This window comes from Bacillus sp. FSL K6-4563 (assembly GCF_038630405.1).
Lineage (GTDB): Bacteria > Bacillota > Bacilli > Bacillales > Bacillaceae > Bacillus > Bacillus pumilus.
This window is the reverse complement of record NZ_CP152030.1, coordinates 373,681-399,100: the sequence shown is the minus strand read 5'-3', so window position 1 is coordinate 399,100 and position 25,420 is coordinate 373,681. Positions and strand designations below refer to the sequence as shown.

Sequence of the window (25,420 nt, the reverse complement as noted above, 5' to 3'; positions counted from 1 at the left end):
CCCCTGCCTCATCTAAAGTTCACAAGACTGTTTCTCTATTTTTATGATGGACTATTTCTTTAATTAGCTGTGCATTTCGGGCGGCACATTCTTTGTTTTTGAACATGTCGGCGTGCTGACCATAGCCTTGAAATTGTCGATAAGCGCCGGTCGTTGCAGTTTCCCAATGTTCCATCCATTCTGGTATCGCAATGTGCTCTTCGGATTGGATAAAGTCAATGTTTGCTTGTATCTCTCCTTGGTTCACCCCCTTAACAAAAGTTTCATAGTAAGCCCTCGTTTTTTGAGCAAGCGCGTCTTGAATGAGCTCCGCTTGGGCAAGTTCGCTTTGCTTCGACTGATGGACGATCGCTGCAATATCGTCATCAATGGATCGTCCTTCTAAATCACTTTCTCCTATTTTCTTATAGGAATCGATCATGATGACTTTTTCGACGGTCCGCCCTGCTTGTTCGAGCGATTGAACAAGCTCAAAGGCTAGGTAGCACCCGCCAGAGTAACCCATCAAAGTCAGCGGTCCTTCAGGCTGAAGGTGCTGGATATGCTGAACGTATTGCGTGATTCGGTGATCAGCTTCAATAAAGTCAAAGGCGATCAAACGAACACCGTCGAGCGTTTTTGCGGCTTCCTGATAGATAAAGCCATAGCCTGGTAATGGGGGTAGAGCAAAGACTGTTGGCGTTTGAGATTCATTGAATACAAGATAGCCGGCTGCTTCCTGATCCTGCTGTTGAATATAACGGCTGATTGCTTCAATGGTAGGCGTCTCAAACAGCAAGTGAATAGGCACCTGAACATCGAATTCCTTCGACATCTTGGATAAAAGCGACATCGCTTTTAATGAATGCCCGCCAAGCTCAAAGAAATGGTCATCTGTGCTGATATCTTCTCGTTCAAGCACTTCCCGCCACATCACAAGTAGCTTTTGTTCTACCTCATTTACCGGAAGCTTCACATGACGGTTTCCTTGAGGCAACGCTGGCTTTGGCAGCTGACGTTTATCAACCTTTCCATTTGGCGTAAGTGGTATTTTCTCAAGTCTGATCAGGTCATGAGGCTGCATGTAAGCCGGAAGTTTTTCCTTCAGCCCTGATTTGATCACATCCAGTTTATCCTTCCACTCCTCCTCACACGTCATATAGGCGAGCAGCCTTGTATGCTGCGTGTTATGCTGATCAGCTATAAGAGCCGCTTGTTTTACACCTGGATGCATGAGAAGGTGGGCTTCAATTTCTGACAGCTCAATTCGGTGACCGCGAATTTTCACCTGATCATCCACTCTGCCTGCATACTCAATCAAACCGTCCGTTCGAAAATAAGCCAAGTCTCCTGTACGATACAGCCTTTCTCCCGCAGCAAATGGATGCGCGATAAAGGCTTGTTTTGTCAGATCAGGACGATTCAAATACCCCTTCGCAAGCCCTTTGCCGCTCAGACAAAGCTCTCCGACCATTCCAATCGGCTGAAGCTGCCTGTGCTGACTCAATATATAAGCACCCGTCTGGTTGAGCGGCTTTCCGATTGGAATCGAACGCGCTTCCATCGGCAGGGCCTCATCGACTGGATAATAAGTGGCGAATACTGTTGATTCGGTTGGGCCGTAGACATTGATGAGTCTGCCTTTCCCCATGACAGCAAAGGCTTTCCTCACATGCTGTACCGATGCTCGCTCTCCTCCGAATAGCACCTTGCGCACACTACGCATCCAGTCGGTTTCTTCATCAACAAGGAGATTAAATAATGCCGTTGGAACAAACATGACAGAAATGTTTTCCCTTTTAATCAATCCCGTCAGCTCGCCCATGTTTAAAATGGTCTCTTTTTTCGGCAAGACAAGCTTCGCTCCGTTTAAAAGTGCGCCATACACATCAAATGTAAAGCCATCAAATACGCTGTTGGATAATGACAGCAGTGTATCTGTTTCTGAAATGGTTAAGTAGTTTGTATTTTTGACCACCCGGGCAATATTGGAATGGGTCGTCATGATGCCTTTTGGCTGACCTGTTGTACCAGACGTATACATGATGTAAGCCGTATCGTGTAAGGCTGCTTCAAGCGGCAGATTCTCTGAGCTCATCAGTGAAATTTCTTGATCATCTGCAAACAGATACTTTCCATCAAACGCAAGTCCCTTCACTTGACCGATAAAGGATGAGTGAGTCAGTAGATGCGTTGCCCCGCTGTCTTTAAGCATGTATTGAATGCGGCTTTCTGGATAATCGGGATCAATTGGCACATAGATTGCACCTGCTTTTAAGACAGCAAGTAGACTGACAATCAGTTCAGGCGTGCGGCCCGCTAAAATGGCGATGACCGTTTGATGCGTGACCCCATTTTTTTGCAAATGTCTTGCCAATCGGTTAGCTTGTTCATTCAGCTCCGCATATGTCATCGTGTGCTCACCTGCTGATAATGCGACCGCATTCGGCTGTTTGCGGACATTATGCTCAAACCATTTCGACAAATATAGCTGGTCATGCTCAAGCTCGGGCGCATTCCATTCCTCAAGAATCAGCTGCTTTTCCTGTTTCGTGACAAGTGTAAGTGTATGAACCGATTGATCAGGATGCTTGATCGCCTCGCTCATCAATAGAATCAGCTGCTCCTTTAACCGTTGAACAAATTGAGGATCAAATGCTTTTTTGTTAAAGGCCAGCTTCAATTGCAATTGTTCTCCTGGTGATGCCAGCAAATTGAGATCATAGTTCGATTTTTCATACACATTCATGTTTTCCACAGTAAATCCTAACCGCGCCTCTTGCTCGTCCTTCTTTGCGGCTGGGACATTTTCAAACACGACAATATGATCAATGAGTGGCTGATGACCTGTCTTTGCCTGAATATCATAAATCGGAATATATTGATGCGGCTCGGCTGCAAGAGACTGCTGCTGCGTTTCTGACAGAAGAGAACGGAATGTCATGTCATCTGTCAGCTGAATTCTTCTTGGGATGACATTGATGAACAAGCCAACCATTCTGTCAACACCAGCCAAATCTGCCGGACGTCCCGACACAACCGTGCCAAACAGCACATCATTTGACCGCTGATATCTGCTCAGCAGAATTGACCAGACCGATTGCAGCACACTGCTTAACGTTGCATTTTGCTGGAACGCTAACTCTGATAAAGCAGCTGTTTCTCCCTTGCTCATCGACCATTCCAATTCGCCTAATTCATGTTCATTCGTTTGCTTTCTCTGTTCTTTAAAGGTAGATTGTCCATCAAACCCGGCTAATGATTGCTGCCAATATTGAAGTGATGCTTGTTTATCTTGTTTTTCAAGCCATTGAATATATTCTTTGTACGGTTTAACCGGTTCCAGTTTGTAAGGGATGTCATGTAAAAGGGCATGATAAATCGCAAATAACTCCTGCACCACAAGCCCAAAGCACCAGCCATCAAGAAGGATATGATGATAGCTCCATATCCAGCGATAGCTGGCAGGGCCCGTTTGGAAAACTGTTGCCCGCATGAGAGCATCCTTCGAAAGGTCAAATCCTCTCAGGCGATCCTGTTGTTTAAATGTCTCAAGACGTACAAGCTGTTCGTCTTCAGAAAGATTCTGCATGTCCACCACATCAAGCGTAAAAGGACGTTTCTTCAGCACAACTTGGACAGGGCGCTTCACTTTTTCGTGGAGAAATACGGTACGAAAAATATCGTACCGCTCCACGATGACATTCATGCTTTTCTCAAGTAAGTCATGACGCAGTGTGCCCTTTACGTTCATATCCATTTGCTCTACATAAAAGCCCTTTTCTTGGTGATGGAGGGTATGAAACAGCATGCCTTCTTGCATCGGTGACAGATAATACATGTCTTGAACTTGATCCCTTTTAAATGAACTCATCTATTTCATCCTCCCTTCCCGTTTTTATGACTGATCTCATGTTGTTAGGTCAATTTCTCCTCAAGCATGTCAAATATATCGTCCATTTCATCCATTTCAAGGTCACCAGCAGAGAAATCACTTGGCGTAAATTCTCGTTCGTGCTGCGTTAAACAATGAGTCATGATGGATTGGATTTTTTCTTTTAGCAATGCCATGAACTGCTGTATCGTCTGTTCTTCATATTCATCTGTACAATAGGAACACGACAACATGAATCGATTGTGTTGAACAAGACCACTGAGATTCAGCTTATAGACAGCTTCTGAATCATGGCTTGCTTGTCGTCCCATATCATAGGCGGACGGTCCAAAGAGTTCAGTCGTCACTTCCTGATCAATCTGCCCAAGATAGTTCAAGCTGATTTCAGGCTGTACATGCTGTCCTGACGATTCAGTGGCTGTGAGGTATTTTAAAATCCCGTAGCCGATCCCTTTATTCGGGACACGCCGCAGCATCTCTTTCGTTCCTTTAATAGCCTCAGCTACGGTCTGATCCGGCTTTGCTTTCAGTACGACTGGATACATACTCGTAAACCAGCCAACCGTGCGGGAGACATCCAGCCCTGATAAAATATCCTCTCTTCCATGACCTTCAAGCTGCACATGTACATGGGATTCACCTGTCCACTCCTGAACGGCAAGACCGAGCGCACATAGAAGAATATCGTTCATTTCCGTTGTGTACGGTAGATGAATGTCGGTCAAAAGATGCTCGGTTTCAGACTCTGAAAGCTGCATCTGTACTGCTTTTGTTTGAGCCACTTTTCTTTTCGTTACTTTATGATCAACAGGTAAAGTGGTCATTGGCGTCCTGTCAATCTCATTCCAGTACTCACTTTGGCTTTTTAACGGCTTAGACTGTGCGTATCGTTCGATCGCCTCTGCCCATTCTTTAAAGGAGTGGGTTTTAGGCGGTAGGACGAGCGTTTGTCCTTGGGCTGCCTGTTGATAAAGAGACATAAAGTCCTCTAGTAAAATTCGGCATGAGACACCATCAATCACAAGATGGTGTGTCACGATAAGTAAGTGATCGCCATCTTTTGCACGGAAACAGATCACTTTCATGAGCGGACCTGTTTCGAGGTTCAGCTGACGCTGATACTCGTTGGCATAGGTGGAAATGGCTTTTTTCACGTCGTGCTCTTTAGAGACATCATGAGAAATAACCGCAATCGGTTCAGTGAGCTCCCGCTGATTGTATTGCAGGATGCCGCCATCCTCTTGCCTGTATACCATGCGCAGTGCATCATGATGTGAAAGTAATTTCTGCATCACTTGTTCTGCCATCAAAAGGTCAAATCCATTTGGCGCATGAAGCATCATCGAGAGATTCCAATGATGCTGGTCAGTGAATGTTCTTTCAAAGAACCAGCGTTGAATTGGAGTCAACATGACTTCCCCTTCAACCGATGATTGGTCGGCTGTCAGTTGATCAGCTTCTTCGATATATGGGCGCAGCTCGGCAATGGTTGGGTACTGGAATAATAGCTTCATATCAAGCTTCCAGCCCGCTTGTGTGAGCCTGCTTGCCATTTGAATGCCTTTAATCGAATCTCCGCCAAGGAAGAAGAAGTGATCGTGAATGCCGACTTGGCTGACGCCAAGCACGTCTTCCCAAATGCCGCATAGTAGTGTTTCGACTTCGTCTCTTGGGGCTTCGTATGCTGTTTGGTTCGCTTCCATATTTGGTGCTGGCAATGCTTTTAGATCGACTTTGCCATTTGCCGTCATCGGCAGTTGGTCAAGCTTGATGATCCATGAAGGCACCATATAGTCTGGCAACGTTCGTGTTAGACTTTCTTTTAGGTCGGTCGTTTCTTCATCTGTGATGACGTAAGCGGCAAGGGCATCCTGTTCGCTGGCATCTTTGACCGTTGTCACGACTGCTTCTTTGACTGAATTCAGTTCAAGAAGCTGAGCTTCAATTTCTGACAGCTCAATCCGGAAGCCGCGGATGTTGACCTGATGATCTTTTCTGCCGAGATAAATCAGCTCGCCATCCTCTGTCCATTTCACTAAATCGCCTGTCACGTACATGCGCTCACCTAAATAAAATGGATCTGGGACAAATCGTTTGTTGGTTTCCTCTGGAAGATTCCAGTACCCTCTTGCCAGTCCTTTTCCTGCGATCACAAGCTCACCCGGTACGCCTGGCGGCGAGAGGTCATATAACGAACCCATAATGTAAAAACGGGTATTGGCAATCGCTGTTCCAATCGGAAGCGTGCCTTGATCTGGATCGATGATCCCGCTTGTCGCCACGACGGTGTTTTCTGTCGGACCGTAGTTATTAACGAGTTGATATGGAACAGGCTTTACCTGTTTCAGCTTGTCTCCTCCTGTTAGTAAGTAACGCAAGGAGTGATTGTCCATCGACATAAACTGCTCGCATAGCTGAGTTGGCAGGAATGCAATGGTGATATTTTCGTCATTGAAATACGCATTGAGCTTGATCATATCGAGACGAATCGCTTCATCAATGATGTGCAGCTCTGCGCCGGCGATCCATGTCGGGAACATTTCCCAAATGGAAGCGTCAAAGCCAAAGCCGGCATATTTGGCGGTTCGGTCCGCGTTTGTCACTTGGAAGGCATCATTGTGCCAGAACGCAAGATTGACAAGAGAATGGTGCTCAACCATGACACCCTTCGGCTGTCCTGTCGTTCCAGATGTGTAAATCATATAGGCGAGATCTGTTGGTTTGACATGAACCTGAATTTCTTGCGCTTCGCCTTCTAACGCATCCTCTATCAACAGGACATGACCTGCAAAGAAAGTTGGTGCAGTTAATCCTTTTTGCATGAGAAGCACCTCTGCCCCGCAGTCTTCCAGCATGTAGGCAATACGCTGATCCGGATAATCCGCATCAATTGGAACGAATGCCGCACCTGACTTCAGGACGCCAAGGACGGCTGCCGTCATGTCAAGGGACGGACGGGTGAGAATGCCGACGCGGTCTCCTCTTTTTATGCCGTTTGAGATGAGCCTTGAAGCGACTGTATTTGCCCGATTGTTCAGTTCCTCATACGTCCAGCTCGTTCCGCGGAAGGTCGCCGCTTTTTGATGAGGTGTCTGGTATGCCTTAGCCTCAATCAGTGCATGAACCGTTTGATCTGACGGTACATGTAGCACAGGGCCTGACCATTCATTGATCAGCTCTTGTTTTTCCTCTTCATTTAAAATCGAAAGCGATGAAATTGGTTCATTTAGCTTCGCCAGCATCTCGTCTATGATTTGTTCATAATATCGACTCCAACGCTGAATGGTCTTCTTTTTAAACAGCGCCGTTGCATATTCAAAGCGTAAGCCCACTTTGTTCTTTTCTTCGAATATACCGAGCGTTACATCAAATTTTGCATGAACTGTCTCTTGCTGTTTTTGCGAAAGCTTGAGTCCATTTAGTTTCGGTAACGTCATATCACGGTCATCCGTTGTCAGCATGACACTAAACAATGGGTTGCGGCTAGTGTCTTTCGGAAGATCTAACTGTGCTACCAATTCCTCAAACGGAAAATCTTGATGTTCATAGGCTGATAGACTTCGATCTTTCATTTTTTCAAGCAATTGTGCTGTCGTTTCCTCGAGCTGCACTTCATGTCGAAGAGCCAGTGTATTCACAAACATGCCTGGAACCCGTTCGATTGAAGCATGTGTACGTCCTGCTGTGACAGCGCCTATAACGATATCTGTCTGCCCAGTTAATTTGGAAAGGAAAATAGCAAATGCCGTTTGCATGACCATGTTCATGCTTACACCTTTTTCAGCCATGAGTGCTTTAATGGTCTGCACCTTCTCAGGAGATAACCATCTATCGACTCGGTCTCCTTCAAATGACTGGACATGAGGGCGCGGAAAATCAAGTGGCAGTGCCAAATCTTCAGGTGGCTCTGCGTATTGCTCCAGCCAATATTGACGCTGTTTCTGGAGCAGCGCTTGCTGCTTTTCTTCCTGCTGCCACACCGCATAATCCTTGTAGTGCAGCTGAACTGGCGGTAACGTCTTTTTCTCATACAGCTCTGCCAATTCTTGAATGAGCAGACTGCGTGTGACACCATCTGCGATGATATGGTGCATATCCATCATGAACACATATTTTTCTTCAGAAAGCTTCGCCACCTTTGCCCTCATTAATGGTGCTTGATGTAATGAGAATGGGGTGATGAATGCGTCTATGACAGGTTGCTCATGACCTTTCTCTACTTCAACAACCTCTAACGTAAACGGCACTCGGCGATACACTTTTTGAACGGGTACGCCGTCAATTTCTACAAAGGCTGTCCGCAATGATTCATGTCGTTCGATCAAGGCTTGCAGCGCTTCTTCTAGCTGCTTTACATCTAGACTGCCTTCCATCATCAATACGGCAGGCATATGGTAAGTCACTGCTTCTGGATGCAGCTGCTGCAACACATACATCCGCTTTTGAGCAGAAGAGACAGGATAGAAATCTTGCTTCTCCGCCGGCTGAATGGATGTCATGTCCGAGGAACCCACTTCTTCTAAATAAGCTGCCATCGCGCGTATCGTTGGCTTTTCAAAAAGGGCTTTGAGCGGCACATGCTTGTTCAGCTTGGCTTGCATTTTTGAAATGAGCACCATGCCTTTGAGGGAATGACCTCCCAATTCAAAGAAGTGATCATGCACACCTATTTGTTCAACCGCAAGTACTTCTGACCAAATATCGCAAAGTGTCTGCTCAAGTGCCGTTTTTGGTGCTACATGCACCGCGCGATTCATATGCACCTCGTGCGGAAGCGGCAGAGACTTCGCATCTACCTTTCCGTTTTGCGCGAGCGGGATGTGGTCGACTTTGACAAAGTACGTTGGGATCATATAATCCGGCAGTGTCTCCGCAAGCTTTTCTCTAAACGTCAGTGTTCCAATCGGTTCAGGCGACGTGTAATAAAGTGCAAGCTCTGGTAAACGGGACATATGAAGTACTTTGACATACACCTCTTGAATGGATAATCGTGCACGTGCGGCATGTTCAATTTCCTGCTTCTCAATACGATAGCCGCGGATTTTCACCTGATCATCTATTCTTCCGAGAAATTCAATGTCTCCATTTGCCTGCTGTCTGACCAAATCTCCTGTACGATACATCCGCTCTTCAGAAAAATACGGATTTTCTAGAAAACGCTCTGCCGTTAATTCAGGCTGATTCAAATACCCTCTCGATACGCCTTCCCCTGATATATAAAGCTCTCCAGGTGCGCCATAAGGGACGAGGCGCTGCTGACGATTGAGTACGAGCGCTCTTGTATGAGCAATTGGCTGCCCGATCACAGAGCGATCCTTGAGTGTGCCTAGCTCTTGCTTTGTGATCAGCTTGGTCACAGTTCCAATGGTTGTCTCTGTCGGGCCGTAGTGGTTCATCACAGCCACACATGGATGCTGCTCCATAAATGTCTCAACGTCCTCAGAGACAATCGGTTCTCCTCCAAGTATGACAAGGCGTAAAGCGTTAAATGCATGATCCTTCGAATCTGCCATCATATGAAATAAGGATGGTGTCATTTTGATATAAGTCAGCTCTTGTTCATCAATTAAACGCATGAGTCGTACCGGGTCTGTATACACATCTTCACGAGGCACATACAGGGTTCCTCCTGCCTTTAAGACAGGGAAAATGCTTGTGTAACCAAGATCATATGCATAAGAAGAAAGAAGTGCCGTCCGATCGCATTCTTGCAATGTCACCTCATTTGTCAGCCAGTTAACGTAGTGTGATAGATTACGATGCGTGAGCTGAACACCCTTCGGTTTTCCTGTTGTCCCAGATGTGTAAATCACATACGAAAGTTGATTGGCTGATGCTTCCGGTAAATCTAACATGCGGCTTTGAAGTACTGCTTTTTCAACCTGCACGACCTGAATCGACTTGTGATGTTGATAGGACCCTGCAAGAGACTCATTTGTTACGATCACTTGTGCACCTGAATCTTCTAACGTGTAATTGATACGTTCCGCAGGGAAGGCCGGATCAATTGGCACAAATGCACCTCCTGCTTTCATCACACCAAGCATTGAAACGATGACATAGACAGAGCGATCAAGAATCAGCGCTACAGTCTTTTCTTTCTCGACGCCACGTATCTTCAGTTCACTGCCAAGCGCATTTGACATGTCTTCCAGCTCGCCGTAAGTGAGCTTCCGTTGATCATCCATCACCGCAATGGCATCTGGTGTTTCCTTTGCCTGACGTGAAAATTGGACGTGCAAAGGCTCATGATGATTTGTTTGCACTTCGTCTTTTTTCTCCAACCGCTCTATTTGCTCATGCTGTTCAAGAATAGGGAGCAAGCCGATCTGTTCCTCCGGGTGTTGGACCGCTTCATGAATAATCGCAAGAAGATGCGTTCCGAATCTGCGGACCGTCTCTTCTTTAAATAACGCCGCTGCATAGTCAAAGCTCAGCTTTAATGCTCCCTCTCGTTCAAATGCTTCTAGAGACAAATCAAATTTGACTGAGTGATGCTGTATGGCATAAGGCGAAATGTGCAGGTCGCCGAGCTTTAGTGCGGGAACCTCCATGTTCTGCATGTTAAATGACACGCTAAAGAGCGGGCTTCGGGTTGTATCACGATCTAACGTAAGACGTGCAATTAACTCTTCAAGCGGATAGCTTTGATGAGCAAAAGCATCAACACTCGTTTCTTTTATTTCTTCAAGCAGCTGTAAAAATGTTTTCGTTTGCTCTGGTTTTCCGCGCATCGCAACGGTGTTGATAAACATCCCTGGCATGTCCTGTATATCAGGATGTGTCCGTCCTGCAACAGGGGAACCAACGATGATATCTTCCTGACCGCTATAGGTGGCAAGCAGCACCTGAAAAGCAGATAACAAGAACATGTACATGGTCGTATCTGTTTTCTGAAGCAGGTCATGAATCCGCTGAGTCGTCGCTTGATCACAGCCAAACATGAATCGTTCTCCTGAAAAATCACGTTCCGCTGGACGCGAATAATCCGTTGGCAGCTCTAATACTGGCAAGTCTCCTTCGAATTGCTTCAGCCAATAGGCTTCATGCTCCTTCTGTTTCTCCGTCTCTTCTTCACTTAACTGCCAGACAGCGTAATCTTTATAATGAATGGTTCTTTCTGCAAGAGCTTCGCCATCATAGGCCTTCGCCAAATCTTGTATGAACGTCTTCATGGAGCTGCCATCTGTAATGAGATGATGCGCTTCCAAGACGAGAAGATGACGGTTTTCACTGATCTTCAACAACTGGGCTCGTAATAAAGGCGTAGCAGTTAAATCAAATGGTGATTGATGTTCAGAAAGAAATGCCTCCGCCTCTTCTTCCTTGATGTCATGAACAGGAAGGTCAAATCCCGTCCATTCATTCACTCTTTGAACAATATCTTCTCCATTCATATGAAAACTCGTTCTTAGGATTTCGTGCGTTTGGATCAACTGATCGAACGCCGATTTGAGCCGCTGATATTCGAGTGTTCCTTCAAGCGTTAAGACGATTGGAATATGATAATTTGTGCTGTCTGGTTCAAGTGTCTGCAAAATGTATAAACGGCGCTGAGCTGGTGATACCGGATATTCGGCCGCTTGCTCTGCTGGTAAAATCGGATGCCCCATTTCTTCTTGACCATCCTGATCGATATATGCCGCTAATGAACGAATCGTCGGCTTCTCAAAAATCACTTGAATCGGCATTTCCTTTTGAAACACCTCTTGAATCTTCGCAGACATCATCATCGCTTTAAGAGAGTGCCCGCCAGCCATGAAGAAATGTTCATCTACTCCTACCGTTTTTCCAAGAAGCTCCTCCCAAATTTGAGCGAGTGCCTTTTCTGTCTCCGTCTCAGGCGGAATGATTTCCTTTTTCTCCTGATACGCTTCTTCCGGCTTTGGTAAAGCTTTTCGATCTACCTTGCCGTTCGATGTGAGCGTAAAAGCCTCCAGTTTCATCACATGGTGCGGCACCATATAAGCTGGCAGCTCTTGATTAAATAAATCTCGCACTTCTTCTTCTGTCATTGTCCCTGTGAAGTAAGCGGTGATTTCCTTTTCATCTGATGAAAACGAATGGACAAGCACAACCGCATCATCTATGCCCGCTTTTTGCTGAAGCACTGATTCAATTTCACCAAGCTCAATACGGAAGCCTCGAATTTTCACCTGATCATCTGTCCGGCCGAGGAATTCGATCTGGCCATCCGCGCCATACCGAGCCAAATCCCCTGTTCGATACAAACGGCCTGACGGCTTAAAAGGATCTGCCAAGAATACTTGGTTGGTCAAATCTGGACGATGGAGATACCCTCTTGCGACACCATCTCCGCCAACATACAGCTCTCCGGGCGCTCCAATTGGCTGCAATCGTTGATCACCATCTAAAATATAAGCCGACGAATGATTGATCGGCTGACCAATTGGAATCGGACCCGTTTCATCTCCTCTCACTTCGTAAATGGTCGAGATGGTTGTATTTTCTGTGGGACCATAGGCATTCAGCAAAACAAGTGCTGGATGATGCTGTTTCACAAGCTCCGCACTCTTCACATTGATCACGTCACCGCCTGTAATTAATGTGGTTAATCCTTTGAACATTTGTGGCCGCTGCTGAGCGAGCTGATTAAATAATCCAGTCGTTAAAAAGAGCGTCGTGATCTGATGTGTTTGGATAAATTGTTCAAATCGATGAATATCCAATAAAGTATCGCGGTCAACAGGATACAGCGTCGCCCCACCCAGCAGCGTGGTAAAGATTTCAAAGGTAATGGCGTCAAAGCTGACCGCTCCTGTATGCGCCATACGATCCGACTTATTCAAGCCTAATTTCTCCTGAGAACAAGCCAATCTCACAATGTGCTGATGCTCAATTTGAACCCCTTTTGGCTGTCCAGTTGATCCCGATGTATACATGATATACGCCAAGTGAGATGGAGACGTCCTGACTGATACATCCATGTGTGAATGATGAGGCTTACTCGTCACATGTACAGCCTTGATCTGTTCATCAACTGGCGGCTGACTATCAGCATGAAGCAAAATGGATGCGCCACTGTCCTCAAGCATAAATCGGATTCTTTCCTCAGGCTGCGAAGGATCAATCGGCACATAAGCTGCCCCTGCGTGCAGAACTGCTAAAATGGCAATCACCGCATCAGCTGATCGGTTCATATACACTGCAACAGCATCTCCTGGCTGTACGCCTTTCTCAATAAGACTGCCAGCTAAACGACTGATTTCTTGTCCGAGCTCCTCGTACGTGAATGTTTGATCGCCTTCAACTAATGCCAGATGGTCAGGCTGCGCCTTCACACGTTCATTGAGCAGCTCAGGAATAGACAGATGCTTCGGATAATCTCGCTCCGTCTGATTCCACGCTTTGATCTGCTGCTTCTCCTCTTCCGTGATACACGTCACGTCCTGAAGGCGTACTTCAGGGTTTTGGATGATTTGCTTCATGAGATTGGTTAGATGTTTCGATATGTTTTCAATGATCTTTTCTTCAAAAGCTATGGCGTTGTATTTGATTTTCAATGTCCATGTTTCACCTGGATAGACAAGGATATTTAGGTCAAAATTCGTTTGTTCAAATCCGTCCTTTACATCAATGGAAAAACCAAGACGTGCAGACATGGTGTCACCAGACAGCTCCTGATCTAAAGGATAGTTCTCAAACCCAACCAAATGATCAAAAAGCTGCCCTCCAGCAGCTGTCTTCTGCTGAATGTCATAAAGCGGCATAAAATCATAGTTTTCCGCTTCCAGTGCGTGCTGCTGAACCTTTTGAAACAGCTGTTTAAACGTCTGTTTCTGATCCAATGTCACTCGAACGGGTATCGTATTGATAAACAGCCCTGCCATGCGCTCAATTCCAGATACACTTGGAGGTCTGCCCGATACAACGGTGCCGAATGTGACGTCATCAGCTGCATGATAGGTGCCTAAAAGAACAGACCAGACAGCCTGAAACAGGTTCGGGGCTGTCACTTGGCATTGTCTTGCTACATTTTGAATGGCTTGTACCGTTTGAGCATCCCATGTAAACGTCCATTCCTGATGGTCGTATTGTCCGTTCGCTTCTTTTTGCTGCAGCAGCCCTTGATTCTGAACCGCTCCATCTAGACGCTCCTGCCAATAGCTTTCCGCTTCTTGTTTATTTTGCTTTCCAAGCCACTGGATATAATCTGCATAAGGCTTACCCTGTGAGCGATCCGGCGTTCGACCGTTCCGAAAAGATTCATAGTAATGAAACAGTTTTTTCATTAAAACACCCATGGACCAACCATCCATGATGATGTGATGGTTGCTCCAAATTAGATGCCAATTTGTTTCATTTAGTTGAAAAACAGCGACCTTCAATAACAGATCATTTGTTAAATGAAATCCTTGCTTTCTCACTTGTTTTTTATATTGATCCAATACCTTTTGCTGCTCTTGATGATTCAGATGTGATAGATCCTCTCGATACACATCGAGATGACGTTCAGCAAGTACAACCTGACGAGGCTTTTGTAATTGTTGATAAACAAAGGCTGTACGGAGAATGTCATATGTCCGTATGAGCTCATTGAGACTTTTTTCAAAAAGAGCGTGATCAAATTCTCCGCTTATTCCAAGCTCAAGCTGTGTGAGATAAGAGGAGGAATTAGGGTCTAGCATGGCATGATACAGCATGCCCTCCTGCATGGGTGTTAAAGGATATACCTTTTGAATCTTCTGCTTGCTCATATGTCCACCTCTTCGTTTGCTTAAAATATATCCATTAGCTTTTCAAGTTCATCCATCGTGAGATCTTCATCCCCTACATCACTAGGTGTCATCTGGGTTTCCTCCTGTGATACGCAATGTGAGATCAGCGCCTTCACATTCTTTTCAAGAAGGTCCTTGACTTGTTCCATCGTACGTTCTTCAAATTCAAGATGATGATAAGAAATCGTCACATGGAGCATGGCTTGTTCGACGAAACCAACAATATCAAGTGCATGAGGTTTCTCTGATTCAGGACTCAGCGATTGTCCTGGCTGCCACGTTGAGCGGCTTAACTCGCCGCTGATCTGTTCATCAAACTGACCAAGATAGTTAAAGCTGATATCTGGCGCGAGCTCAAATGAGATATCGTCCTTCATCTTGTCAGGGGTTAAATATTTTAATATGCCATAGCCGACTCCCTTGTTCGGGATGTGCCTGAGTTCCTCTTTTAAATGCTTGATCTGATAAGAAAGATCGTCTGCATGCGACATATCCAGTAACACAGGATACATACTTGTAAACCAGCCAATCGTCCGTGATACATTGACCGCAGGGAGGATGTTCTCTCTTCCGTGTCCTTCAAGATGAATAAAGTGTCTGTCTTCACCAGTCCACTCTTTCATGGACAATCCGAGTGCTGTCAGCAAAATATCATTGATGTCTGTTTGATATGCTTCATGTACATCTGTCAGCAGACTGCGCGTTTCCTCCTCAGACAATGTAAAACGAATGGTCTGTGTATGAAGCATCCGCTGATCCTCCGTCACATGATCCTTTTGAAGCGGTGTAACAGAATGCGCAAGTACCTTTTTCCAATAAGCTCTTTCCGATAACAATTCATCTGACATCGCGTATTCCGTCAGCTTCTGGGCATATTCTTGGAAAGAGTGTGTTTTTTCAGGAAGTGTCAGGATTTCCCCGCGCTTCGACTGTTCATAAAGAGCCATAAAATCTTCAAGGAAAATACGCCATGACACACCATCGATGACAAGATGATGTACAGCGAGCAGTAAATGATCCCCTTGATCCGTTCGGAAAATGGCTGGCTTTACTAAAGGTCCTTCCGCTAGCGATATACTCGCCTGCACTTCATTTGCCAGGTTTTCTACCTGCTGGATTTGCTGCGACAGTTCCCCTTGTACTTCTACCACATCAACAGCCACCAAGTTTTCTTCGATTTTTCGATGACGCTGGATTACGCGTCCTTCTTCAAGCGGATACACCATTCGCAAGGCATCATGATGGATCATGAGCTGCTCCAACACTTGCTGAACGATGGTTTCATCCAAGCCATTTGGAGCTTGGAGCATAACTGATTGGTTCCAATGGTGCTGACTCGTAAAGTTTCGTTCGAAGAACCAGCGCTGAATCGGTGTGAAAATAACTTCTCCTTCGACAGGTGATTGGTCGGCTGACGGTTGATCAGCTTCTTCGATATATGGACGGAGCTCGGCAATGGTTGGGTACTGGAATAGTAGTTTCATATCGAGCTTCCAGCCCGCTTGTGTGAGCCTGCTTGCCATTTGAATGCCTTTAATCGAATCTCCGCCAAGGAAGAAGAAGTGATCGTGAATGCCGACTTGGCTGACGCCAAGCACGTCTTCCCAAATGCCGCAAAGTAGTGTTTCCACTTCGTCTCTTGGGGCTTCGTATGCTGTTTGGTTCGCTTCCATATTTGGTGCTGGCAATGCTTTCAGATCGACCTTGCCATTTGCCGTCATCGGCAGTTGGTCTAGCTTGATGATCCATGAAGGCACCATATAGTCTGGCAACGTTCGTTTTAGACTTTCTTTTAGGTCGGTCGTTTCTTCATCTGTGATGACGTAAGCGGCAAGGGCATCCTGTTCACTGGCATCTTTGACCGTTGTCACAACTGCTTCTTTGACTTCTGCCAGCGCAAGGAGCTGCGCCTCAATTTCTGACAGCTCAATTCGGAAGCCGCGGATGTTGACCTGATGGTCTTTTCTGCCGAGATAGATTAGCTCGCCATCCTCTGTCCATTTCACTAAGTCGCCTGTCAGGTACATACGCTCACCTGGATAAAATGGATCTGGGACAAAGCTTTTCTCTGTTTCCTCCGGAAGATTCCAGTACCCTCTTGCCAGTCCTTTTCCTGCGATCACAAGCTCACCCGGTACGCCTGGCGGCGAGAGGTCATATAACGAACCCATAATGTAAAAACGGGTATTGGCAATCGCTGTTCCAATCGGAAGCGTGCCTTGATCTGGATCGATGATCCCGCTTGTCGCCACGACGGTGTTTTCTGTCGGACCGTAGTTATTCACGAGTTGATATGGAACTGGTTTTACCTGTTTCAGCTTGTCTCCTCCTGTTAGTAAGTAACGCAAGGAGTGATTGTCCATCGACATAAACTGCTCGCATAGCTGAGTTGGCAGGAATGCAATGGTGATATTTTCGTCATTGAAATACGCATTGAGCTTGATCATATCGAGACGAATCGCTTCATCAATGATGTGCAGCTCTGCGCCGGCAATCCATGTCGGGAACATTTCCCAAATAGAGGCATCAAAGCCAAAGCCGGCATATTTGGCGGTTCGATCCGCATTTGTCACTTGAAAGGCATCATTGTGCCAGAACGCAAGATTCACAAGGGACTGGTGCTCGACCATGACACCCTTCGGCTGTCCTGTCGTTCCCGATGTGTAAATCATATAGGCGAGATCTGTTGGTTTGACATGAACCTGAATTTCTTGTGCTTCGCCTTCTACGGCATCTTCTATCAACAGGACATGACCTGCAAAGGAAGTTGGTGCAGTTAATCCTTTTTGCATGAGAAGAACCTCTGCCCCGCAGTCTTCCAGCATGTAGGCAATACGCTGATCCGGATAATCCGCATCAATTGGAACGAATGTCGCACCTGTCTTGAGGACGCCAAGGACGGCTGCCGTCATATCAAGCGATGGGCGAGTCAGAATACCGACACGATCTCCTCGTTTTATGCCCCTTGAGATAAGTCTTGAAGCGACTCTATTCGCCCGATTGTTCAGCTCTTCATACGTCCAGCTCGTTCCGCAGAAGGTCGCCGCTTTTTGATGAGGTGCTTCAAATGCCTTAGCCTCGATCAGTTCATGAACCGTTTGATCTGACGGAACGTCTAGGACAGGACCTGACCATTCGTTGAGCATTTTTTGCTGCTGCTTCGATGATAATAGCTGCATTTGATCTAGCGATTGATCTGGCGCTGATACCATTTGTTCCAATAAATGAAGGAAAAACTTCTTCCACTTTTCAATCGACGACTGTTGAAAGATAGAAGAATTAAAATCGAACACAAGCTCAATGTGATCAGCCGATTCGTTTCCAGTTAAGGTCAAATCAAATTTGGCGATATTCTCTTCGAATGGCTCCGGAACAATATGAAGTCCATCCATCGTTAAATTACGGATATCCGCATTTTCCATCGAGAACACCACATCAAAGATTGGATGACGGCTAGTGTCTCGAACCGCTTGTACTCGGTCTACCAATTCTTCAAATGGGTACAACTGATGCTCATTTGCCTCTAACACAAGCTGATGAACATTTGACGCAAATTCTGCGGCTGTCAGATGTCCTGCTGGCTTTGTTCTAAGTGCCAGCGTGTTCACAAACATACCAATGACAGATTGAATATCAGGATGAGTTCTGCCTACAATCGGCGAACCGATGATGATATCTTCTTGTCTCGAAAGCTTGCTTAAAAGGGTACTGTAGCAAGTGAGCAGCACTGTATACGTCGTACTGTTGAGTGCTCTGACCAGCTCATCCAATTTCGCTTTAAGCGGCCCATTGATTGTAAATGAGACACGATCTCCTGCGAATGTTTGCACTTTTGGTCTTGGCAAATCTTCTGGGAGTGCCAGTACAGGCAGTTCTCCTTCTAATTGCTCCAGCCAAAACGCCTCTTCAGCTCTTTTTTGTGCAGCAAACGTCTCGCTTTTTGACCAAACCGCATAATCCTTATATTGAACAGGTAATTCCTCTAGCTTGTCTCCTCGATACAAGGCTGAAAGCTCTTCAATTAAAATGCCCACAGATGCACCATCTGAAATGATATGATGCATATCAATCAGTAAATAATGGACATTTACGGAAGCAGAAACTAGACCTACTCTGAGTAGAGGCGCCTTTTCTATATCAAAAGGACGGATAAAATCATTCATCAATTCCTGTATGTCTCTTCCGTTCCCTTCGATTGTCTCAATGTCTACGGAGATGTTTGGTTCAATCCGTTGAACAGGTTCATTCTCAACAAAATCAAAGCTCGTTCGGAATGCTTCATGACGATGGACAAGCTGTTCAATCGCTTTTTTAAATCGTTTTTCATCAAAAGCACCTTCTAGCTTTAAAGCAGCCGGCATATGATAGCTTTGCTCCGCATCGGTCATTTTCTCCAATACAAACAGTCTTTTCTGAGCAGATGTCACTGGATAATAGGCCGCTTCTTCTGCGATCTCCACTCGCTTGATCTCCGTTTGATCCGCTTGATCAACCGCCAAGGCAAACGCCTCTAATGTTGGTGATTCAAATAAAGACTTCAAAGTGAGCTCCACATGCATCTCTTCATACAGCTTGTTCAGCATTTTCATGCCGCGTAGCGAATGGCCGCCGCATTCAAAGAAATGATCGTTCCTGCCGATTCGCGGCACTTCAAGAACTTCCTCCCAAATGCGCGCTACGTGATGCTCTGTTTCGGTTTGAGGAGGGAAATACTCATTTATCCCCTGCTCACTTAGGTCAGGCACCGGCAACGCTCGCCTATCTACCTTGCCGTTATTCGTCAACGGAAGCTCGTCTAATTGCATGAAGAATGACGGCATCATATACACAGGCAGTTCACGTCCTGCTTGCTCGCGCAAATCAGTTAATGAGACGGATCCTTCGGCTGTAAAATATGCACATAATGTGTCATTTGGGGCTGCAATGACGACGGCTTCCTTTAATTGCGGATGGCGCAGCAGCTGATGCTCAATTTCTCCAAGTTCAATACGCTGACCACGAATCTTCACTTGATGATCGATTCGTCCAATGAATTCAATCTCTCCATTTGACAGCCAGCGGGCAAGATCACCCGTTTTATACATGACCTCACCAGGGCGGAAAGGATTTTCCACGAATTTTTCACTTGTGAGTTTTGGCTGCCCATAATATCCTTTTACCAGTCCATCACCAGCGACACATAGCTCTCCTGCTACACCTGGCGGTTGCAGCTGTCCAAATTCATCTACAATATAAACAGCCGTTTGACTCACTGGCTTTCCGATTGGAATGGATAACGCCTGCTCCTCAATGTGATTCACTGGATAATACGTAGTGAAAATCGTACTTTCAGAAGGACCGTACATATGAACAAGCTTGCCTTCCCCTACCGTTTCAAGTGCAGTCATGACATGAGGTACGGAAGCACGTTCTCCGCCAAATAGAACTTTTCTGACGTTCTTTAGGCTGTCTTTTTTCATATCGATAAGTAAGTGAAAAAGAGCTGTCGTGATCATTAAAATACTGACTTTCTCCTTCTCAATCGCTCCAGAAAGCTCATTCATGTTTAAGATATGATCCTTTGGCAGAACAATCAGTTTCGCACCGTTTAATAAAGCACCAAACACATCGAACATAAAAGCATCAAATACATAGTTTGATAGGCTCATCACCGTGTCTTCATGATGAATGGCAAGATAATTTGATTGCTTCACTGTTCTCAAAATGTTCCGGTGTGTCACCATATTTCCTTTAGGTTTTCCAGTTGTACCAGATGTATAGGTCAAATTCGCCAAATCCTCTGGCAATACCCGAATGTCTATATTGCTGTCTGATTGCTGAACAATTCCACGATCTTCTGTTTCGATGATGGTTCCCTCGAAAGAAGCAAGCACCGAACGATGGCGCAGCACTTGATGTGTCAGTAAGAATTGCGCACCGCTGTCTGTTAAAAAGTGCTTCACGCGTTCATCAGGGAAATCAGGATCAATTGGTACATAGACGCCGCCCGCCTTAAGTACAGCTAGAACAGAGAGTACCATCTCATTAGACCGTTCAAAGAATAAGGCTGCTTTCATCCCTCTTTCAAACCCATGTTCACGTAAATAATGAGCCAGCTGATTCACACGGTCATTTAGTTCTTGGTAAGAAAGAATCACACCTTCACATTGGAGGGCAGACTTATGACCGTGCGCCTGCACCTGTGCTTCAAACTGCGTCACAATGGTTTCTTCTGACGGATAAGGCGTCGGTAACGGATTCCACAGATTCAGTTGAGCTTCTGCTTCTTGTTCAGACAGTAATCGATAAGATCGAATTGCCTCCTCCGGCGCTTGAACCATCTGCTTCAGCAAAAACATATAATGATGAAGCATCTGCTCGGCTGTACTTCGTTTAAATAGCGCCGTACTGTAATCGAGGACAAAGGATAACCCTTGATCTGACTCCATCGCTTGCAGCGTTAAATCGAACTTTGCAATATGGAAATTGGTTTCTTCGATTTCAACTTGCATTTCTCCTATATGCTGGGCTGATTCATGATCTGGCATGAGTGTAAAAACGGTATCGAATAATGGATGACGGCTAAAATCCCTTGGCACATTCAGTTTTTCAAGCAGTCGTTCAAATGGATATTGCTGATGCTCAAATGCATGCATCGTCTTTTCCTTCACTTGCTCGATCAACTGCGACATGGTTCCATTCGGATCAACCTCGGACCGCAAAGCAAGTGTCTGGACAAACATGCCAATCATGTCATCCAAGTCTGCATGCACACGCCCCGCCGCCGGTGTTCCAACCACGAATTCCTTTTGACCCGTGTACTTCGCAAGCAATGTATAGTAAGCAGAAAGCAGAACCGTATACAGTGTCGTATGGTGTTTTGCCGCTAGCTCCTGTAATTGCCGCTTTAACGTTTCATTGATTTCTTTGATCACACGATCCCCTGCAAACGACTGGACCGCTGGGCGCTGATAATCGGTCAGCAGCTGTAAAGCAGGAAGATCACCCGAAAATTCCTGCAGCCAGAATGCTTCTTCTTTTTGAAAATCTTGTTGTTCTTGCCAAACAGCATAGTCCTGATATTGAAGCTTCAATGGGTCTTTGACCGATCCCTCGTAAGCATCTGACAGCTCACGCAGCATCAAATCAATCGAAAGACCATCTGAAATCAGGTGATGCATATCGAAAAAGAGCAGGTGCTCCTGATCATGTAATGACTTCAAGCCAATGCGAAGAAGTGGTGCACACCCAAGGTCAAAGGGTCTGACAAATTGCTGCATATTTTCTTCCATCGTACCGCCTGTTAGCTGCTCTATTTGAAAAGGCACGGATGGGGCTACCCGTTGACGCGGAACACCTTTCAACGTATGAAAAGACGTACGCAGCATATCATGACGTGTGATGAGTTTTTCAAAGGCTTCCGTCAGCTTCTCTTGCTGCAGTGTTCCTTTTAACCTCACAACAGCTGGCATATGGTATGCAGTGCTTTGCTCTAATTGACTCACCATATAAACGCGCTGCTGTGGAGGTGACAATGGATAATGGTCTAAAGCAGGTGCTTTAGGTATCACCGTTTCAGAAGATGTTTCCGCTTGCTCAATGTAGTCAGCCAAAGCGGCAATGGTCTGCTGTTCAAATAAAACGGACAGCGGCACCTCCACCTGAAAATCTCGCTGCACATGTGTGAGTACAGTCATTGCTTTCAGCGAATGCCCCCCTCGTTCGAAGAAGGAATCATATATACCAATCTTCTCTTGACCAAGAATTTCTTCCCACAAACGCACAAGCTTCGTTTCGAGACTGTTTCTAGGCGCAGCATAAACAGCTTGAACGGCTTTATCTCCTTTTAGGGCAGCAAGTGCACGACGATCGACTTTGCCACTGACTGTGAGTGGAAATGCATCGAGCTCTTTGAAATAGAGCGGCATCATGTAAGCTGGTAGCTGATGTTTGATAGCGGCTTGAAGTATGTCAACTGACACATTTTCATGACGAGCTTGATAGTAAGCACTTAACGCCTTTTCCCCGTCCGCTTCTTCGACAACAAGTACGACAGCTTGATCCACTCCATCTACCTGCTCCATCACTGCTTCAATTTCGCCTGTTTCTATGCGGTAACCCCTTATTTTCACTTGATCATCCATTCTGCCAAGATAATCAATTGTGCCATCAGGAAGCCATCTGACTAGATCCCCTGTTCGATACATCCGCTCATCTGGAGAAAATGGATCTGCCGTAAATACTTTCTCCGTCAATTCAGGCTGATTCACATAGCCTCGTCCAACACCTATCCCTGCAACGCACAGTTCTCCAGCAGCCCCCTGTACCTGTAATTGATCATGGTCATTTAAAATGTAAAGACGGTGATGACCGAGCGGCTTTCCGATTGACACATAACGCTGCTGTTCAGAGGATTCGCGCAGCTCACTTAGTTCTAGGCGATGAACCGCCGCATCGACACACGTCTCAGTCGGACCATACACATTCCACAAAGTAAAATCAGGCTCACTCATCCGAACCGCTTCGATAAGAGAATATGCTGCTTTCGCAGGCAATGCTTCTCCCCCAACTAACATATGCCTCAAGGACAGCCCATCTAATTCCGTTGCAAGTAAAAGCTGCACATGCGCCGGTGTTCCGTCCGCTGCCTCAATTTGATGTTTTTTATAATAAGCCGCTAATTGAACACCATTTCTCGTTGTTTCTCGCGGGATGATATGAAGCGTATGCCCAAATAATAGCGCAGCAAAGATTTGTTTCACCGATGCATCAAAATGGAATGGTGCAAGAAGCGCCATTTGAAGCTCACTCGCCTCTTCATAAATCTCATGATGCAAGGCATGGACCAAATGATGCAGCTGAAGATGCTCAATCATGACGCCCTTCGGCTTTCCAGTCGTCCCCGATGTATAAATCATATAAGCCAAATCCTCTGGTACCGACTGATCTACAAGCTGAGGCAGCAGTTCATCATCTAATGCGATTTGCTGCTGCACGACCATTTTTTCCGAGAGGGCACGGTATGTTGAAACGAACGATTCCTCTGTTAACACAATGGAAGCACCAGAATCCTCCACAATATATTGAATACGCTCCTCAGGTAATGCCGGATCAATCGGTACATACGCCCCGCCAGCCTTTAATATGCCGAAGATCGACACCATAGCCTCTGCCTTCCGATCCATTAAGACAGCAACAGGCACATCACGCGAGACACCTTTCATTTGTAAAAAACGCGCCAGCTTTTCTGCCTTTTGAAACAGTTCTCCATAAGTAAATGCTCCATTTTCTGTTACAACAGCTGTTCGCTTTGCATACTTATTGGCTGTCTCATCAAACAGATGGTGAACCGGCTTTTCAGCTGGCTTTTCAAAAGGTTTTCTCTCAGATAATTGAAGCAGTTCCTTTTGTTCATCTGGTGGAAGTAAAGGGAGTTTCCCGATCAGCTGGTCAGGCTGGGAGACTGCCGCTTCTAGTATGATTAAGAATCGATCAAACATCTTACTGATTTCTTCTTCGGTGAATACATCTGTACGGTAGTCCAAATCAATGGTCAATGTATCAGTATCCCAGCGGTCCTTTACATGAATGGAAATATCATTCATTCCGCTCCCGCTAAAGATCGGTTCAGTAATGAAAGACAGATTCTCTTTTTTCTGCCACTGCATGACCTGGTATTCTAAAGAAATATCAAAAAGGCGTCCTGTAAACCCTTCTCTTTCTCGCAAATCATTCATGAGAAGATTGTAAGGGTACTTTTGGTGACGCAAGATCTTCATTTGATCCGCCATGACCTGTTTGACGAAATCAAGAAATGTTTGCGACCCCTGAACAGATGCACGCATCGGAATGGTGGAAACAAACATACCAATCATCTTTTTTTCTTTGGCATTCGTTCGGTTGCCCATAAAGGTTCCAAGGACAACATCCTCCATACCGCTAAAACGATGTAAATATACATAAACAGTGGACATAAACATCGAGAGCATACTGACTTTCTGCTCCTCACAAAACGCACGAAGTTTCTCCTTCAAAGAATCTGGAATATCCCCTGAAAATCGCTCCGCATGTAAACTCATCTCGTATCCCTTATGCGGTTTTAAAGAAGCGAAATCTGGAATATTGGCAAATTGCTCATTCCAAAAAGTTTGGTCTTTTTGAAATCGTTTAGAAGTTTCATAGCTTTGCTCACTCATGATGTGGTCAACGAAGGAAATCTCCTCAACCGGTGAGATGTCTACCCCCTGCAACATGTCCTGGTATAAGTCGATGATGCGATTTCCCATTAAGATAATGGAGATACCATCCGCCACAATATGATGTGCTTTACAAAACAGCCAGCACTCTTGATCACTGATTTGAAAGACCGTAAATTCAATCAAGGCGCTGTCAATCAACGGCATCGGCTCACGGATTTGTTCATTCGCCCAAGCCCTCACTTCTTCTTCACTCCAGCCCTTCTCCATGCGAATCGGCTTGTCTTCATAAGGCTTGATATATTGAACAGGCTCCTCCTGCTCATGTCGATACACCAGCCTCAACCGAAGGGAGTCAGTTTGGCGAATGTACGCTTGAAGCACGTCAACGACCAAAGATGGATCTAAACCTGATACCGATCTCAATCTGGCGAATCCACCCAAATTAGAAATACTTGTACCTGGATAAAATCTTTCCGTGTAGAATACTCGCTTTTGCGCATGTGTTAAGGGGTAATAAACTGTATTCATTTTCATCCTCCGCCTCTTCTATGTTTTCTCCACCAATGTGACAACCCTGCACCCTCTATATCAAAAGAACCAAGTCTATTTCATTAAAATAGACAGAATAC

At 45.6% G+C, this 25,420-nt stretch carries 3 protein-coding genes; all 3 read right to left on the bottom strand.

Annotated elements, in window-relative coordinates:
• Nucleotides 1–19 precede the first annotated feature (19 nt).
• The 3 genes from MHH54_RS02030 to MHH54_RS02020 are packed head-to-tail and all read right to left on the bottom strand — an operon-like array spanning nt 20 to nt 25,319.
• A complete protein-coding gene (locus MHH54_RS02030) occupies nt 20–3,853 on the bottom strand; it encodes a non-ribosomal peptide synthetase (protein ID WP_003214012.1) in 3,834 nt (1,277 codons plus the stop codon).
• Between the two features lie 44 nt (nt 3,854–3,897).
• Entirely contained in the window at nt 3,898–14,592 is a 10,695-nt protein-coding gene (locus MHH54_RS02025; protein ID WP_342500608.1) for an amino acid adenylation domain-containing protein, read from the bottom strand.
• Between the two features lie 20 nt (nt 14,593–14,612).
• The gene (locus tag MHH54_RS02020; RefSeq protein WP_342500607.1) at nt 14,613–25,319 is read right to left on the bottom strand and encodes an amino acid adenylation domain-containing protein; all 10,707 of its coding nucleotides are present in this window, start codon (nt 25,317–25,319) and stop codon (nt 14,613–14,615) included.
• Nucleotides 25,320–25,420: the final 101 nt, after the last annotated feature.